Below are 16997 nucleotides of genomic sequence, written 5' to 3'. Positions count from 1 at the left end.
ATCCCTCCCCATATAAAGCCAAAGGCTGCCATATAACATGACAGCCTTTGGTTATAAAATTTTTGGTGTATTAATAGCCAGGATTTTGCTTAAGCTTGGTGCCGTTAAGAGTTTCGTTCAACGGAATAGGCAATATTTCATTCACACCTGCTTTAAAGCCTTTAAATGCAAGCACAGTTGGTGCCTGGCCCCAACGTACAAGATCAAACCAACGATGGCCTTCTGTAGCCAGTTCCAGCCTGCGCTCATCATAGATATTTTGCAGGGTGGCCGGTTTTGATGGTAATCCTACGCGGGCACGCACGGCATCAAGCAGGGTTTGCGCGCGGGCCTGATCGCCGCCGCCATTCAACTGGGCTTCAGCTTCCATCAGGTAGGTATCTGCTAAACGGATTTCGATATAATCGTTAGGCCAGTTCAGATCAGTAGTACCGGTTGTAACTTTGTTAGCCAACACGGGGGCATACTTTTGGATAAAGTAACCGGTATTTTGATAGCTTGGCGAATAAGATGTGTTGGTTGCCTTGGTTAAGCTATCAATATTTACTACGGTATAGCCATAACGCGGGTCGCCTTTTAAAGCGGCTGCCAATTGGGTAGTAACCGGACTAAAACCATAACCACCACCATAATAAACAGGACCCGTATAGCTACGCGGGCCAATCATTTGGGTATAGATGTTTGATTTAAACTGGTTCCAGTTGCTCCAGGTATAGCTCTGGGAGCCTGAGTGTACCAATTCAAATATCGATTCGCTGTTAAATTTATTTTTCGGGCTGAAAATATCGCCGTAGTTGGCTAACAGCTTGTAGCCGTAATTGGAATTTACGTCTTTTAGCATCGCGGCAGCATCAGCCCATTTCTTTTCGTAAAGATAAACTTTACCCAATAAAGCTTTGGCAGCGCCCTGGGTTACACGGCCGCCTTCGCTGATGGGCACGGTTGCAGGCAAGCCAGGTATAGCTGCTTTCAGGTCGTTTTCAATCTGGGCATAAACAGCTTCCGGCGTAACCTGAGGCTGATCGTACACATTGGTGAGGTTGAGCGAATTTAAAATAAGCGGAACGTTTTTAAACAAGCGCACCAGGTCAAAATAATAGTGGGCACGCAAAAACTGGCCTTCGGCAGTAAAGCGTTTTAACTGGTCGGCGCTGATGCCGGGTACCTTCGGCAGGTTTTCCAGCAATACGTCGGTACGGTTAACACCTTGAAAATTGATAGCCCAAAACTGGTTTTGCGGCCCTTGTGCCGGTGTGAGCGTATAGTTATTGATCACTTGCCATGATGGTACGTCGGATGAACTGCCGCCGCCTGCAAAACAATCGTCTGAAGCAGCATTAAGCGCGCCAAGCGGATCGGAGTAAGTATTGTCAATACCGCCGGTTTCGGTAACCAACGGATCGTAAGCCGCAATTACAGCCGCAAAAGCCTCATCAGCATTGGCGTAATAGTTCGAGCCTAAAAACTGCCCTTTGGGGTTAAGTTCGAGGAATGATTTTTTACATGATACCACGGTACCCATTCCCATCAAGGCCAACCCGGTATATATAATATATTTCGATTTCATGATAATTGTAGTTTCTTATTATAAAGTGATATCCAAACCAGCCATAAATGTGCGTGCCTGCGGATATAGGCCCATATCAATACCGCCGCTTATTTCAGGGTCGAAGCCTTTATAACCGGTAATAGTTACCAGGTTATTGCTGCTCACAAATACCCTTACCCTTTTAATATCGGCAGATTTTAACCATGTTGAAGGCAGGCTATAACCTAACTGCAGGGTTTTGATGCGGAAGTAAGCACCGTTTTGCAGGTAAAAGTTTGATGGGTTTTTAAAGTTAGCATTGGGATCGGTATCACTCAGGCGCGGATAATTGCTGCCCGGATTAGATGGAGTCCAGGCGTTAAGCGCCTCTATCGGATAGTTGGCCGCCGGGATATCTAACCTGCGGTAAGCCTGGTAAATTTTATTACCCCAAACACCCTGGCCAAACAATTTCAGATCAAAATTTTTGTAGTTAGCGCTAAAGTTAATACCATAGGTGAACGTTGGCAGCGGGTTGCCTAAAAACTGGCGGTCGGCCTGGGTTATCTTGCCATCGCCATCAGTATCCTGCCATTTAAAGTCGCCAGGTTTTGCGTTAGGCTGGATCAACTGACCATTTTTCGTGTAAGCATCAATTTCGGCCTGTGAGTGGAATACGCCCAGTTCTTTAAACCCATAAAACTCACCAAATGGTTGACCTGGCTGGAAGCGACCGATCTCGTAAGTAGTACTTTGTACGTTACCAATGTTAAAGTGATCTATTTGATCGCCTACGGTTAACACTTTATTTTTATTGTACGAGATATTGCCGCCTAAACTGTATTTAAGATCGCCAACTTTGTTGTTATAGTTTAGACTTAACTCCACACCTTTGTTTTCCATATCACCCACGTTATCAAAAGGCTGATCGCTAAAGCCTGCGTACGATGGCAACTGAACCTGTTGCAGCATGCCTTTAGTTAGTTTACGGTAAACATCAAAAGTTACGCTCAGGTTATCGAACAGGGTGGCATCAAAACCCAAATCGGTTGTGCGAGTTTCTTCCCATTTAAGGTTAGGGTTTGCCGGCGCGTTAGGACTGTAACCGATATACAACTGATCGCCAAATACAGCATTACGGCCGCTGCCGATAGTTGCCGCATACCTAAACGGACCTAAAGCCATTTCATTACCTACAATACCGTATGATGCACGAAGTTTCAAGAAATCAACAAAGGTGTTTTTCGGGAACCAACCTTCGCGGGTTACAACGTAGCCAACCTGGCCAGATGGAAAGGTACCGTAAACGTTGTTGGAGCCGAATTTTGATGAACCATCACGACGGATAATACCCGAGAAAAGGTATTTCTGATCGTAATCATAAGTTACCCTGCCGAAGTACGAAGCCAGTGTATGCGGCTGTACGGCATCAAGACCCAGCGCGCTTACAGCAATCCTATTAGCAGCCGGTAACGCGAAGTTGATAGAAGCGTCATCAAACGAGTTCACAGGTTCGCCCAGGAATGTGCCCTGCAAACCTGATGATGTTGATTTTTGAGCACTGGTACCTACCAAAGCAGTAAGGTTATGTTTACCAAATGAGCGGTTGTAGGTAATGGTATTATCCCAGTTCCAGGTAAGGTTGCGGTTGTAAGCTGTTACCTGCGATGTGGTGGTATTCGATGTACTTGAGTTTAAGTAATAAAGCGGTGTGAAACCATCGGAACCGTAGTAAGCCTGTTTGGCGCCGATCTGCGAACGTACTTTTAAACCGGCAATTGGCTCAACCTCGGCAAAAGCGCTGCCTAAAAGGTTAGTAGCATCGCTATAATTACCCATTACAGTTTGTGCGTAAGCAAACGGGTTGGTAATTTCCTGGCCTACGTAGTTTGATATGCCATAAGGAAACCCCTGGCCGTTGCGGATAATGTTTGCCCTTTGATAGTCGGCGGCGTTTGGCTGGCTGCTGCCATCGCTCACGGTAACCGGTGTGATGGGATCAAGGTTTAACGCCGAACTTAGCGGACCGCCAAATACACTGTTGGTATTACCAAAAGCTTTGTTTTTTGTGTAAGCGTAAGTAAAGTTTTCGCCTACTGTTAACCATTTTTTCAGTTTATAGGATGTGTTAACCGTAAACGTGAATTTTTTATACCCCGAAATTTCAGGCATTACCACACCTTGCTGATCGAGGTAGCCGAATGAAGTGTAATAATTGGCTTTATCAGTAGCACCACTGATGTTAAGGTTATGGTTGTGGATAAGAGCGTTGTTATCAAAAATCTGATCCTGCCAGTTAGTGCCGGCACCAAACTGTGATGGATTTGTAAACAATGCAGCTTTACCATCATTGGTTAACGATTGATTACGTAGCGTGGCGTATTGTGTGGCATTGGTTAGTTTTACTTTGCTCACTGCCGATTGTACACCAACATAACCGTTGTAGGAGATCTGTGCATCCCCTTTTTTACCCTTTTTGGTAGTAACGATGATTACACCATTGGATGAACGCGAACCGTAAATAGCTGCCGAAGCATCTTTCAATACATCGATGCTCTCGATATCGTTAGGGTTAACGTTATCCAGGCCTCCGTTATCAACCACAACACCATCAATAACGTAAAGCGGATCACTGTTAAGGCGTGACGTAACACCCCTCACCCTGATTTGCGGGGCTGCACCAGGCGAGCCTGAGCTTTGCACCACGTTTACACCCGTCACGCGGCCACGCAAGGCGTCGTCCAGCCGGGTAACCTGCTGATCTTGCAAGTCCGTTGCTTTAACGCTGCTAATGGCACCGGTCACGGTAGTACGTTTTTGGGTACCATAACCAACCACCACAACCTCATTAATAGCTTTCACATCTTCTGTTAAAGTTACGTTAATAACGGCTTGCTCCCCAACAACAATTTCCTTTTTGGCGAAACCGATAAACTGAACAACAATAACAGACTGCGGCCCTGCGACGGAAAGTTTGAAACCGCCATCGGCACCGGTAGTGATGCCATTGGTTGTGCCTTTTTCGGTAACAGTAGCTCCCGGAATGGCCTGGCCAGTGTTATCAACTACTTTACCGGTAATGGTAACGTTGGTTTGCTCCTGGATTGCGGGAATAATTTCGACTATTGGATTTGTATTTGCTTTATTAGCTGTCGATTTTTCGAGCACCACCCTATCGTTCATCACATCGTAGTTAATACCGTTATTTTTAAACACCTGATCTAAAACGGCCTTTAACGGTTGATTGGTGACGCTCAAGGAAAAGTGTTTATCAGTATTTAATGAGCTGGCGCTATAAATAAACTTTACATTGTTGTTTTTTTGAAGGTATCGTAGAGCCTCGAGCATGGTGGTGTTGCTCAAGGTTATGCTTACCTTTTTATTCAATATTTCCTGAGCTTTAATCGGGCTTGCATAAGTAATGCTGCTTACCATTATTGATATCAGGATCTGGCTAAAAGTAATCTTCATGATTTTACCCCATGGGATAGGCCTTCGTAAACGAAAATTCATATATTTGTTATGTTTCTTTGTTAAAAATGAGACAATTAATAGCCCGCACACCTCCCTGAGGTGTTCTTAGCGGAACGGGCTTTTGATCCTTAAAACTTAGGGGTGCTCGCAACACTTCTAAGTTTTTTTATGCAGATCGTTTCGGGTGTTTTTCTTCTTTAGGTTTGTATTTTTCTGTACATCTTATAATTTTTGAAAGGTTAGAGTAGCTGGTTATTTAAGTTCTATATGGTTGTTTTCAATCGTATAATCTACATTAAGCGATTTTTTTATCGCGTCGAGCACATCGGGCAGGTTAAAACCCTCAAAATCGGCGTTCAGGATATAGTGATTAAGTTTTTCATTACTCACGCTGATGTTTACATTGAAAGCCGAATCGAGCACGGGGATAATGTTACATAAAGGCTTATTATCAAACACCAGGTGTACGCGGCGATATTGCTTCACTGCGGCTCCTTCTTCAACCACCTGCGATGTTAAAGTGTGTTTATCATTCAGATACACCGCTTTTTGATGCGGGTAAATCATCACCTCGTCTTTAGTAAGCTTGGCAGATATGCCGCTGTTTTTACCTACAGGTTTAACACTTACCGAAACCTTACCTGTAAGCACGGACACATCGGCCACGTTGCTTCGCTCGTCATCCCTCACCAAAAAGCTGGTACCCCAAACCTTGGTTACTAATGATCGGCTGCTGATGATAAAAGGGCGTTTGGGATTTTTAGTTACCTCAAAAAAACACACGCCCGATATGGTAACCTGGCGCGAACCGGCAGCGAATACATCAGGATAACTGATTTTTGCCGAAGGGTGCAGCCAAACCGAGCTGCTATCGGGCAAGGTAACTTTATAAATATGTGGGGTACTATTAGTTACGTTAAATAATCGTACATCATTTACAGGGGAAACCGCCAATTGTTGTGTATCTGTCTTTTTTGTGTAGATAACTGCCACAACAGATAATGTCAGAACCACGACAGCCGCCGCGGCGATAGCATACCATTTACGGAACGCAATAACGTTAGCAGGTTTTTCTGTATCAGACTGTGCATCGGCAAGATCAAGGTTGGCAATGATATTGAAATAGATCTGTTCTTCCAGTTCTTTTTCCCGGGCAGATGAAAGGGCCGACACATGATCATCTTCATGCTCAAAGCTTAGGTACCATTGTTTTATCAATGCTATCTCGGCCTCGGTGCAATCGCCTTTAATGTATTTCTCAAGCAGATCGATGCGTATAGGTTCTTTCATGAAAAAGAATATAATTCCGGTTTATAAATGATAGGACGTATGCGGAATAGTGTACCCCCTACACCTATGCAATATTTTTTAAAAAAATTTATGCAACAAGGTAGCGAGTGCCAATACCAGGTGGTGGCTCAAACTCATCCTAAGCCTTTTGAGGGCTTTAGTTATCTGGTTTTCAACTGTTTTTTCAGAGATACCTAATAGTTGGGCTATCTCTTTATTACTTTTATATTCTTTTCTGCTCAGCTCAAAAACCGAACGGCATTTATCAGGCAGATGACTAATTTCGGTTTCGAGGGTATGGGTAAGGTCGCGAAGCATAATGGCATCTTCAGTACCGGTATCCGTTTCGGTACTTAAAAGTTTGAAAGCCTCGTTATGTTTTGCGCGAACGGCTTGCTTGCGATACTGATCAACCACTTGGTTTAAAACCGCTTGGTGCAGGTAACCGCCTATAGTAGTCTTAATTTGTAGCGTATGCCGTTTATGCCAAAGGTTTGAAAATATTTCCTGAACAACCTCTTCTGACAACTCCCTGTTTTTCAGTCGCTTGTGGGCGTCACCGTACAATTTTTTCCAATATCGCTGATAGATTTCCCTGAACGCACCGAGCTTATCCTGCTGTAGCAATCCCATCAATTCATCCTCAGTCAGCCTGGTAAAATTGTTCATTTGTTAAGTAACGCAACAATTAATGTTAAATGACTGGCAAAACTCAAAATAATTACAGCAACTAACAAGATTCGATTGTAATAGTTTTAACACAAATGGCCGGCCCGCCCGATAAACAAAAAAGAACATTACGAAACCTACTTTAAATTGTTCACGGCTATGTGCAAGCACTATGAATCAGCTCAATTTTGTTGCAGTGAATTTACTAATGATACTATGACCGCGACAGGCCCCACCACTGTTTGTTTTATATAAGATTTGACTGCGACAAACAATGATCGGTTAGATATTTCAGGTTTTAAGCAACTACGTTTGGGTTATCAAATTTTAAGCAATGACAACGCAAAATCCTGAAATTTATTCACCTGTCTTTAATATAATAAGATGGACGTGTTAAGACGGCGTCTTAAACGAGAGAATGGAATAAGGCTGATAGAAAACAAGTCCCTAAGCGCTCGCTGCCGGGACTTTTAATCTAACCTTGATCACCACCATGCCGGAGGGATTTTACGCACCGGAAAATACGGAGGCCATATTTTCCTGCTCTCTTCGGGATAGCTTATATTTCGTGGCTATTTTTTGCCACTGAGCAACGGCGTTTTTCACCCGTTCAAGAATAGCTTTCGCCTCTTCGTGCTTTAAGCGAAAGTGTACGGCAACAGACAAAACCAGCTCGGGGTCAAGCGAATTGTCGTTTTCGGAAATATTCAGCGTTAGGCTGCTGCCATGTGGATTTGCGTTCATATCATACGCCGGAGATAGTTCCCAGCCATTTTCCCGCAATAAAAAGCCATGGTTTCTTAGGTGGTCATCCGTATTTTTAACCAGAACATTGAATGCGATTCGCGTCCATAATTCTTTCAGGTTCTGATTGACACTGGATCCGTTCTGAATGATAAATTCCACCATATCCAGGTAGCTGGCCCCGCTGTAAAAATCAGCACCATCCTGCTGCCCAAGCAAGGTCATGGCCGAAGCGAAATGCACTCTTCCCGTTCGCCCTACCCGGTCAAAGCGGCTGGTCAAAAAGGTGCGGTGCCTTCCTGAAAATTGCTGCAACTGTGCCGGTGCGACGTTGATACCTGCAATTGACGCCAACTCAAGAACGACCATTTCCCAGGCTCCTATGTCGTATTCATCATTCGCACTCGGAAATTTGGCTATCCATAAATTGCCTTCGGGATCGGTCACGCTTGCTTTTGGCCTTGCCCCGCCCAGGGATGAACCAGGAGCTATCAACATGTTTAACCACCGCAGTTCTTCTGTAGCGCTCATATCCTCGGCTTCCAACCTTAAGCTGGCATATTCCAGGTCGCGCAATGCTATCCATGGCGGGGCAGCCAATTCGGTTAAATGGCTGAGAAACTCTCCGTCTGCTGTAGTTTTGAATCGCAACCCGCCCATGCGTGTTCCATCGAAAACGCCCAGCAGAAAATCTGATTCATTTAAGTTAACAGGTTTTCTTTCCTCCTGCCTTGCGGTAATGGCCTCCCTTCTTTTCATCAGCATTCTGCCCCAACGGTCGGGAGAAGAATCCAGGAACATGCCGAAATTAGGTTTATCATCATTCAGGTATTGCGGGCCGGCGTATAACTGCAGGTCCGGATCAAGTACTTGTGACTGCGAAGATTGTAGCCAGGATGGTGTATATTCAAATGAAAATATCTCCTTTCCCCGGGTAACTTCGGCAGTCAATGTACCCACCTGTGTAATTTCGGGCAGACCAAGCCAATCTGCATAAACTAAAATTCTTCCGGCCATAACCTATTTTTTGGGGGCTCTTTCTTTTATCAGTAAGCCTGCATCCTGTAACTTCCGGCCCAATTCATCATCCGCGCCTAATTTCAAAAAATCTTTTTCGAGTCCCATTACGAATAATACCTGAAAATATGCCCCCATTGCTACCGTTGGCGTACCTTTTTCGATCTGCCATAAGGTGGCGCGGCTAATCCCCGCGCGTTCGGAAATCTGCGTCGTACTCAACTTTCGGCGCAACCGCGCAAGTTTGATATTTTCCCCGAGATCATTAAGCACTTTCTGCGCTTTGGGCAGCAACACGAGTTGATTTTTCATAATGTCTTATACAATAGACAAACTTAGGTAAATTGTTTAATATATAAAACATTAAAAAATTCAATAAATGATTAAGTGCGAGGCTAGGTAAGGGAGACAATTCCCCTTCGATACAAATACACCATAATAAGCCCAGTCGAAAAAGGCCATGCCCAAAAAGACGTCGGCCAGCAGGCCGATTTTAATAAATTACAGATCGCGAATCATTTCCAGCTCTTCTGCTTCCGGAAATACGTCGCTGCCGGCACGCAAGTTCATATATATTCTAAATTGGGGGAAACAAAAACCCGCTGCGGTTACAGCGGGCCGGTTAGTTACCTTTTCAGCGTGCTGGCTTACGCAGCTGATAACGCATATAGTCCCGGAACTGTCGCTCCATGTCGCGGCGCTCATCATTTTTTTTCATACGGCGATAAACACCCCACAGGAACAGCGCCCAAATGCCAAAGCCAAGGGCATACAGCAACATGGGCGTTTTAGAATACAGGGCGCCCATAAATGCGCCCGTAGAAATAAAACAGGTAAATACCAAATAAACAAACGTTTTCATTACGGTAAAATGATCAGATTTATTACTAAGCAACCTCGGGCAAATTGGTCAAAATACCCTCATGTTTTATACCTAAAGATACTAAACTTGTAGTTATTTAGAAAGAAATAAGTACAAAAGTTTAATTGATCTCGTAAATCTTATTGTTCAGCCGGGCTTGCTGCACATAGCCCCGCAGTGTATGCACCAGGTCCGATTCCGGTATACCGCGCAGCCATATGACAGGATTTTCCGGGTCATTGGTGTTCAGCCTGAGGTTCATTAAACAGAAGAGCTGCAACAAGAACGGCCGCGTTAAAACGTAATCTTTCACACGGCATAATGCGACCTGGTCGGTGCGTTTAACAAAAACGCCTCGCCTGATGCGGATGACTTCCGGGGAAACGGCGTAACAAACGCTTCGAAGAAAGCAAAAGCGGTACAGGCCTGATAAGGCCGACCATAAACTGACCCAGACCAATGCCGGCCAAAAGCGCCAGGCCAGCAATAAAAGGCCCAGGCTGCCCAGCATAAAAGCGAAGACATGCATAAAGGCAAAAACCGCCGCAGGGCGGATCGTGATCGCCTGCGGCTCATCAACAATAAAGGATTCCATAAAATTAATATTAAGTCAGATCAAAGCCCGGCTTCCGCCTTTAGCTCATCAAAAAAAGTAAGATATCCTTTGGGTTTATCGGTGGCCATGCCAAACCGGACACCCGCCGCCCGCTCAAAAGCTGACAGGCTGAATTGTTCCTGGCTGAAAGCAAAATTCCGGCTGCGGAAACTTACTACCACTTGCTCACTTTCGTCCAAATAAACCGATAAGGGGCAACCCTTAATGCCGGCCGCCACCTTTAGGTCAGCTATACGTCCCAGCAGGTCCCGTCCGAACAAGAGCCGGAATTGCTTACCCCCCAAACTGGACCGAATCTGTAAAAGCTGCGCCTCGCTCATACCCGCCCCCAGACTCAGGAACAACAAATTTCCGATCTGCGGAAAGCCCGCCATCTTTTTGTTCATCCAGCTAAGGGCGTCTAGTGCTGAACCGGACAAGATGATCATCCAGACTTGCGAAAAAGTTAAATTACCGGCAAGCCAAAACTCATCGGTTACCGGTATCCTATGAAAAGCAAAACCAAAATGTTCTGCCGCTTCGCCATAGGAAAAGACCAGGTTACCGAGACCGTCAGAACTGTAAAACGGCCGGAAGAAACGCTGTACTTCCGGCCTGATACCTAAACGGGTCAGGTAAGGGTGCATCAGCGGCTGATCGTTTCGGCAATATCCTCGTCCGCATCATTTTCCGGCATCCCCCCTCGTGCCGCCTGATTAATTTCCGATCGGGACATTTTTTCTACGGCTTTATGAAAATTCCTGCCCGGCTCCCGATGCTGCTCCTTGTTGAACAAGGCATTCAGGCCTTTAAACAGCATATAAGAAACACCGCCGTCGCTCAGTACCGAAGCGATCAGCGCCAGGCGGTCGGCACGGATGGCCCGCTTGTCTTTAGCGGAATACTGGATCGTCGTACCGTCCTGAGTTTCCACTTCCCTGCCCTTGCGGTAGTCTTTCTTTTGTTGCGGGGTCAGCGGTATGCCGTTAATTTCTTCGGGCGGAAGTATCTTATCTGTTTCCACGGTGATAAATTCGTTGGTTTCCTTATCAAATTCAACCAATACCTCGCGCTTATTACCGTCATCGCCGGTAATCGTTTTAACCAGGTTGAGCGCCTCCCCTTTTTCCAGGCTTTCTATTTCGGTATCCGTCAGGTATTCCGGTCCTTCTGCAAATTTATAGATCGGGTGCGCCAATAGCTCGACGCCGCCGTTATCATTGCGGCGAAGCGACAGCTTCGCATCCAATGCCGGAATGCGCAGACCCTGCTGTTCCAGATTTTCGAGGCGAAGCATATCTGTTCTCCGCCCCGCCAGCAAAGCTGCCAGGTCTTCATCGTCGATATGCAGGACGTTCCAATCGGCCAGCCCTAACTGCCGAAATTCCTCCATCGGGAGTTCTTCCCGTTTAAATTGTTGTCTGAGCATAAATCTATCGTTCTATCTGGTATTGTTCATTCTGAATTTGTTCAACGGCCCCTGATCCTTGATAAACAGTTTCCCCGGCAGCAGCACCGCGGCTGACCGTTAGCTCCTGCGAATTATTCCGGGCCTCCAGCAAAAAGCCGAAAAGCTCATCTTTGGCACTCATTTTAAATTTGCGCTCGCTGCCCAGATCCTGCATTTGATAAACGCTGTTCTTCTGTGCCTTGATCACCTTGAACTCGGTACCGTTGTGGGGTATGACCTCACCTTCGATGAGTTTGGTGGGATCGACCTTCGGCGTATCCACCCCGGATCCGACAGTTTTCCCGGCTTCATTCCCTTGTTCCGCCAGCAAGCTTTGCCCGGCTTCCTTTTTTTCCTCAATCTGCTGCTCAAAGCCAAGGATATGATCCACGATCTTTTGCGCGTCCGATGCCGCTTTAAACAATTCGGCAGGATCGTCTTTCAGGATTGCTGACCAGCTTTGAACATAACCGGCATGTTCATTCAGGTCATAGGGCAAATTCAGTTCTTTGCTTAAAAACAGCGAAGCTAAATTCGTGCGCAGTTCCTCGCTGATCAAGCTGACCGGATCATTGCCGGCCTGCGGACGGTCGGAAGCGTCCTGTGCAATTACCCGGTGCGCCAACAGGTGCAGGGCCCCAGCATAATATTGTTCCGGATCGGCAAACTGTTCCATTTCAGGAATAATGATCGCATCTAACTGGCGGTCATAGAACATATCATCCCCGCCATGTTCGACCACTACCTTGCTGTTGTCCAGGATCGCCTGCGCACGTTCGGCAGGTGAAAGCACATTCGGTTCTTTTGTCCATTTTTCGAGCTTGCGCATTTGTTCACCGTTGAATAACCAGGCATCCACTTGTTTGGGTTCATCCAGCCTGACACGTTCGGTACGCTGCATGCCGTTCTCTTTCAGAACCGGCTGGCCTTCGCCATCCACCATTTTTTGGTATTCGTAATTGGACATGAACTGGATCAGCGTACCAGTCGTTCCTTTTTTCACCGCGGTGTGGTTGCGGTTAGCCTGGTTGGAGGTCCCCCAGCGCGGATCGTCCCGCTTCTGCATCAGCAAAATCAGCGCCGAAGGCCCGGCATAGCGGTGGCCGCTTTCAATATTGAACGGCAATGCGGAGTTTAGACTATTGTTTGGCTGTTGAAAGATGGAAGTTCCGGCTTTCAGGTCCGCGATCATTTTCCCTGTGATCTGTTCGGACAAAGGTTTAAAAGGTGTACTCATTTTTTTAATTTTGAATATGGAACAATTTGATTTATTGCGTGAGGCGGCCGATGGCATGATCGGCAATATGATTGCCGGTAAGGGCGATATCAGGGAGTTAGCATTTAATGTTGATTTAGGCGAAAACGGCTATCGGGTTTATGATCAGAGGAAAGCAGTAAACGGACAGCAAATCCGGACAACGACCGGATGGGAACAAATCGGCGGTTAACGCGTAAGGTCCCGCAAAAAAGCCAACGGATTAACCGGTTTTTGCTGATAGCTGACGCTGAAATGCAAATGCTCGCCGCTCACGCGGCCGGATGAACCGGTAATCCCTAATGGCCTGCAAGCCGGCACCGAATCTCCGGCCAGGACAAATACCTGTGATAAATGGCCGTAAAGGAAACTAAAGTCACCGGAAGACAGCCGGATATGCGCACCGGTAACAGCATCATATCCGGCAAAGGTGATGTGGCCGGGTAATACGGCAAATACGGTATCCTGATTTGCCCGCAGGTCAATGCCTGCATGAAAACGGTATTGACCGGTCAGGGGATGCATCCGGTAACCATAGCCGGAGGTCAGCGCCAGGTGCCGCAACGGCAGGCAGAAAGCGAATACCAGCAGCAATTTATTCATAACCGCGCGCCTGGTAAATTACCGCCGGCATTTCAGCAGATACCTTGCTCATCGACTGCCCAAGGGCACTGTTTTTGGCCGATAACAAGGACCGGTACAAACCGTCCTGCGGCTGGATTTTGATCTTTGCACCGGTGTCATCATCCCGCACATAGCGGGTTTTATTTACAGGCCCCGGCATCACTTCGTAAGTGGTGTTATTGTAAGGAATCCTGTCGCCGGGCTCAAGCTGGCCTGTTTCGTTCCGGTCCGATTCCAGGGACACCGCTCGTTTTCTCTCGAATTCCAGCAAGAAGTCCGTAATGCGCTGCGCATCTGCCGAGGCCCTGAACAACTCGGCAGGATCATCCTGCAGGACTTTTATCCAGCTCCCGACATAAGCTGCATGCTGACCGAAGTTATGGCCGATATTCAATTCGCTGCCCATCATGAGGGAGGCGATCTCGGCGCGCAACTCTTCCTTGGCATAATCCCGACTGCCATACCTGTTGCTCAAATCCCGATTAAGGCGCGTTTCGTGGCCGCTCCAATGGCCCAGTTCATGCAGCAAAGTCGCATAGTATTTGGCAGCGGTATCGAATTGCTGCTTTTTTGGCATTTGTATATGGTCACGACCGGGGGTGTAATATGCCTGGTTACCGCCATGTTTAATGCGTGCCTGGCTGGCTGAAATGATCTGTTCCGCTCTTTCAATAGCAGACCACTGCTGTTCCGCCTGTTGCTCTCCCGGGAGGTGCTGCCATTGCGGAATGCCTGCGATCTGCTCGCCGTTAAAAACGAGGGCATTGATAAACATCGGTTTGGCAAGCGTTACCGATTCCGTTTTTGCTTTTCCATCTGCGTCGCGAACCGGTTTTCCCTGTTCATCCCGTAGCTGTCTTATGTCAAATTTTTTAACATAAGTGATCATGGTCGATTTTGCACCCTTCCGGACTGACCAATGATGGGCGGCTGCTTGTTTAAAGGTAAGCCATCGCGGATCGTTATGCCCCTGCATCGCCAGCCAGAAGGCGTTCATTCCGCGGTAACTACTACCTGTCGTTGGGTTGAAGGGTGTAACATAGCCGGAGGAATTGTCATCGGTCCAGGGCTTTTGAAAGGGCGAAGTACCTTCCTGCAAAGCGCTGATCAGTTTGCCGGCGATCTGCTCCTGTAAAGGTTTGAAGTTGTTCTTCATAAGATCGGGGGATGTTTAGTATTCATAGCCGCGGTTCTGGCTTATCTTCAGCTGATGTTCCAGCGTATCCATGCTGAACTCACGAACGACTTTGTTATCTTTCACAATGTCCATGGCTTTGCGCACCAGGCCGGAGGTGTTATGCTGCTGCATCAGGTTCACCTGGAACAGCGCCTTGAAATCTTCTTTGCCAGCGTTACGCGCATCGTTCATCAAAAGCCCATAAATTTCCGCCGCCGGTTTGAACACCAGTAAGGCGTCGGTACTGTATAGCGCCTGTTCGCCTTTGCCAAAGCTGACGAAAATATCGTCGTTTGAGAGGTCGGCGCCGGTGACGATACCGATCTGTCCCTGGCGTTTAGCCGGGTCGCCGGTTAAGTCCGGGTGTACCAGTACCAGTGTACCGGTCAGATCATCGGTAGTTTTCATCAGAATAGATTAAATGATTATCAGAAATTGGTTTTCATACTGCCTTTGGGCAGTACCTGCACTTGTGGTATAGGTTTACGGAAGCGCTCGACGACCGCGTTCACTTCCTCATTGATGCGCATGAAATTCTCGCGCAGAATTTCTTCCTTGCGCCCCCCAAAATCATAATAGACCGGGAGCTCGCGGTAGCCTGCTTCCTCTGCTGACAGTTCAGCGGCATTTAAGTTCACTTTACAGTTAATAGCGGAAGTTTCAAACTTGCCGGTATAGACCTCCTGCACATCAGCCGCGATCAGTCCAACCATCTCACCTCAGTTTCTACAAACCGGACTCTCGTCTGCCATTGCGCTTTCGCCATCTTGATACGATCTCAGCTTCGCAATATTTCCTGGTGCTAGCAGGATAATGCTTTGTTCCCCCATGTCAAAGTACAATCGTCGGAGACGATCACATCTCCGCATTGTCCGGAACGGAACCAGCGATCGATGTTACAGGAGCAAAACAAGAAAAATAGGGGGCGCGAAAACAGGGAAAGGGGGTGAAGGAATTCCTTCACCCCCTAAACTTAAAAGTTGTAAGGTTTGTCAATTATTTATGCTAATTCAAAGTTTGCTTACTGCCACTATGTACATTCAAACACCACCTTAAGCAGAATACAGGCCAACAGCCAAACCATATAAGCAACACGAATTCAATAGTTTAAATAAAAATTCAAAATACGCCGATCTAGCATAATAAAGGAAAAAGGATAATCAGATCTTCAAAATATTCGCGGTTTGTACATCAGCAAGGTGGAGCTATTAAATCCTATTTTACCAATAGATTACGATTGTAGAAAAATGGTTTTGACTAATTTTCTGAGAGGTCGTTAGAGCAGTAAAAAAAGCACCACCTTTAGATCATCAGATACGCCAAAATGACTTCCCGGTGTGAAGACATAAATAGAATCGCCATTTAAAATAACAAAATAGTTCTTTAAAAAGATTCACTTTGACTTTCAACTTTAAGAAAAGTCGCTTATAATCGTCTTCTATAGAAAAATATATCCGTTTTTCGGGAGCGAAAATGTCACAATAAATCAGAAACAGGGATGGAAATTCCAAGTTTTCCAACAAGATTATTTATTGATTCGCGGGACAAGTTCATTTGCCGTCCGGAGAGATAGCTATAAATGCTATCATCTTTACTCATCAACGTTTCAAGGTATGGCGGCTGAAGTCCTAGCTCTTTTATTTTATAAGTGATTATGTCTAGCAATTTTATTTCCGGCAGCTTAAAATTCTTGATTTCGTATGAAAATAATTCATCGGCTAAGAATTTTAATGTTGCAAATTGTGCGGAATTATTTTGAGTGTCAAAAAGTGCGTTGATTATTTGCAAGGCAGCACGGTATGTTTGGAATGTGTGAACTTCTTCTGAATGAGAAGAGCGGTATTGATCTCCCGATCCTGAATCGCCATTTATTTTGGACTCAAGGTTATCCATGGTTCGATCTTGTAGCAAAAGGTTGTTATTGAATTCTATCGGTGAGCTAATTTCAACTTTTTTTAGACTGGGATCGTTAGCCTGTAAATCCGCTATTATATTATTTTCGATCTGAGCCAATTCGTTACGCGTTCCGATCCATTTAATTACTCCATAACTCAGCCACGGATTCACACAATATTGCAGGGCGTATGCGTCGATACCAAATAAGGCAGTACAGATGACTGATTGATCGATCATTCGATTATCAATTTGAGCTGCTAACCTTTTTCCAGCTTTGTGTTCAAATTCTTTCGTCCATAGGATGAGCGGAACTGTTGCTCCCGGCATGCTCTGTAAAAATTCTAGTATTTTGACCTTTCCGATTAGCTGCATACCTCAAGTAGTTATCCCTAGTTCAAACATAAACAGGTTTTCAA

Annotated in this window: 17 protein-coding genes; 1 reads left to right on the top strand and 16 read right to left on the bottom strand. The window is 46.0% G+C overall.

Annotated features, from left to right (window positions below):
- Positions 1-70: 70 nt before the first annotated feature.
- The 11 genes from ACP26M_RS24970 to ACP26M_RS24920 form a co-directional block, all read right to left on the bottom strand.
- Positions 71-1567, bottom strand: coding sequence for a RagB/SusD family nutrient uptake outer membrane protein (locus ACP26M_RS24970; protein WP_426584228.1), 1497 nt, complete (start codon positions 1565-1567; stop codon positions 71-73).
- A gap of 18 nt (positions 1568-1585) precedes the next feature.
- On the bottom strand, positions 1586-5041 hold the full coding sequence (locus tag ACP26M_RS24965; protein WP_426584226.1) for a TonB-dependent receptor: 3456 nt from the start codon (positions 5039-5041) through the stop codon (positions 1586-1588).
- A 213-nt stretch (positions 5042-5254) separates the two neighbouring features.
- Complete coding sequence (locus tag ACP26M_RS24960) at positions 5255-6292, bottom strand: FecR family protein (RefSeq protein ID WP_426584224.1); 1038 nt, start codon at positions 6290-6292, stop codon at positions 5255-5257.
- A gap of 78 nt (positions 6293-6370) precedes the next feature.
- Entirely contained in the window at positions 6371-6961 is a 591-nt protein-coding gene (locus tag ACP26M_RS24955; RefSeq protein ID WP_426584222.1) for an RNA polymerase sigma-70 factor, read from the bottom strand.
- 507 nt (positions 6962-7468) lie between these two features.
- Positions 7469-8722 carry a type II toxin-antitoxin system HipA family toxin gene (locus tag ACP26M_RS24950; protein WP_426584220.1) on the bottom strand — a complete coding sequence of 418 codons (1254 nt, stop codon included), beginning with the start codon at positions 8720-8722 and terminating at the stop codon, positions 7469-7471.
- A gap of 3 nt (positions 8723-8725) precedes the next feature.
- The gene (locus ACP26M_RS24945; RefSeq protein ID WP_426584218.1) at positions 8726-9034 is read right to left on the bottom strand and encodes a helix-turn-helix domain-containing protein; all 309 of its coding nucleotides are present in this window, start codon (positions 9032-9034) and stop codon (positions 8726-8728) included.
- Between the two features lie 322 nt (positions 9035-9356).
- Entirely contained in the window at positions 9357-9584 is a 228-nt protein-coding gene (locus ACP26M_RS24940) for a hypothetical protein (RefSeq protein ID WP_426584216.1), read from the bottom strand.
- A gap of 121 nt (positions 9585-9705) precedes the next feature.
- Positions 9706-10179, bottom strand: coding sequence for a PH domain-containing protein (locus tag ACP26M_RS24935; RefSeq protein WP_426584214.1), 474 nt, complete (start codon positions 10177-10179; stop codon positions 9706-9708).
- Positions 10180-10199: 20 nt separating this feature from the next.
- Entirely contained in the window at positions 10200-10826 is a 627-nt protein-coding gene (locus ACP26M_RS24930) for a hypothetical protein (protein WP_426584212.1), read from the bottom strand.
- On the bottom strand, positions 10826-11608 hold the full coding sequence (locus ACP26M_RS24925) for a DUF4099 domain-containing protein (RefSeq protein WP_426584210.1): 783 nt from the start codon (positions 11606-11608) through the stop codon (positions 10826-10828). The genes ACP26M_RS24930 and ACP26M_RS24925 overlap by 1 nt, the downstream gene beginning before the upstream one ends.
- 4 nt (positions 11609-11612) lie before the next feature.
- A complete protein-coding gene (locus tag ACP26M_RS24920) occupies positions 11613-12866 on the bottom strand; it encodes a zincin-like metallopeptidase domain-containing protein (RefSeq protein ID WP_426584208.1) in 1254 nt (417 codons plus the stop codon).
- A gap of 16 nt (positions 12867-12882) precedes the next feature.
- Between ACP26M_RS24920 and ACP26M_RS24915 the strand changes: the two genes are divergently transcribed.
- Positions 12883-13077 (top strand): hypothetical protein, encoded by a 195-nt coding sequence (locus tag ACP26M_RS24915; RefSeq protein ID WP_426584206.1) that lies wholly within the window; start codon positions 12883-12885, stop codon positions 13075-13077.
- Here ACP26M_RS24915 and ACP26M_RS24910 read toward each other — a convergent pair.
- From ACP26M_RS24910 to ACP26M_RS24890, 5 genes are all read right to left on the bottom strand, one after another.
- Positions 13074-13487, bottom strand: coding sequence for a M23 family metallopeptidase (locus ACP26M_RS24910; protein WP_426584205.1), 414 nt, complete (start codon positions 13485-13487; stop codon positions 13074-13076). The genes ACP26M_RS24915 and ACP26M_RS24910 overlap by 4 nt on opposite strands.
- The gene (locus ACP26M_RS24905) at positions 13480-14664 is read right to left on the bottom strand and encodes an ArdC family protein (RefSeq protein ID WP_426584204.1); all 1185 of its coding nucleotides are present in this window, start codon (positions 14662-14664) and stop codon (positions 13480-13482) included. The genes ACP26M_RS24910 and ACP26M_RS24905 overlap by 8 nt, the downstream gene beginning before the upstream one ends.
- Before the next feature lie 15 nt (positions 14665-14679).
- Positions 14680-15093, bottom strand: coding sequence for a hypothetical protein (locus ACP26M_RS24900; RefSeq protein ID WP_426584202.1), 414 nt, complete (start codon positions 15091-15093; stop codon positions 14680-14682).
- Positions 15094-15113: 20 nt separating this feature from the next.
- Positions 15114-15398 (bottom strand): hypothetical protein, encoded by a 285-nt coding sequence (locus tag ACP26M_RS24895; protein WP_426584200.1) that lies wholly within the window; start codon positions 15396-15398, stop codon positions 15114-15116.
- A 763-nt stretch (positions 15399-16161) separates the two neighbouring features.
- A complete protein-coding gene (locus ACP26M_RS24890) occupies positions 16162-16953 on the bottom strand; it encodes a hypothetical protein (RefSeq protein WP_426584198.1) in 792 nt (263 codons plus the stop codon).
- Positions 16954-16997: the final 44 nt, after the last annotated feature.

Origin of the sequence: Mucilaginibacter sp. R-33 (assembly GCF_049949235.1) — a bacterium.
Lineage (GTDB): Bacteria > Bacteroidota > Bacteroidia > Sphingobacteriales > Sphingobacteriaceae > Mucilaginibacter.
The sequence above is the reverse complement of the archived record's forward strand: the minus strand, read 5'-3'. Positions and strand labels throughout refer to the sequence as shown.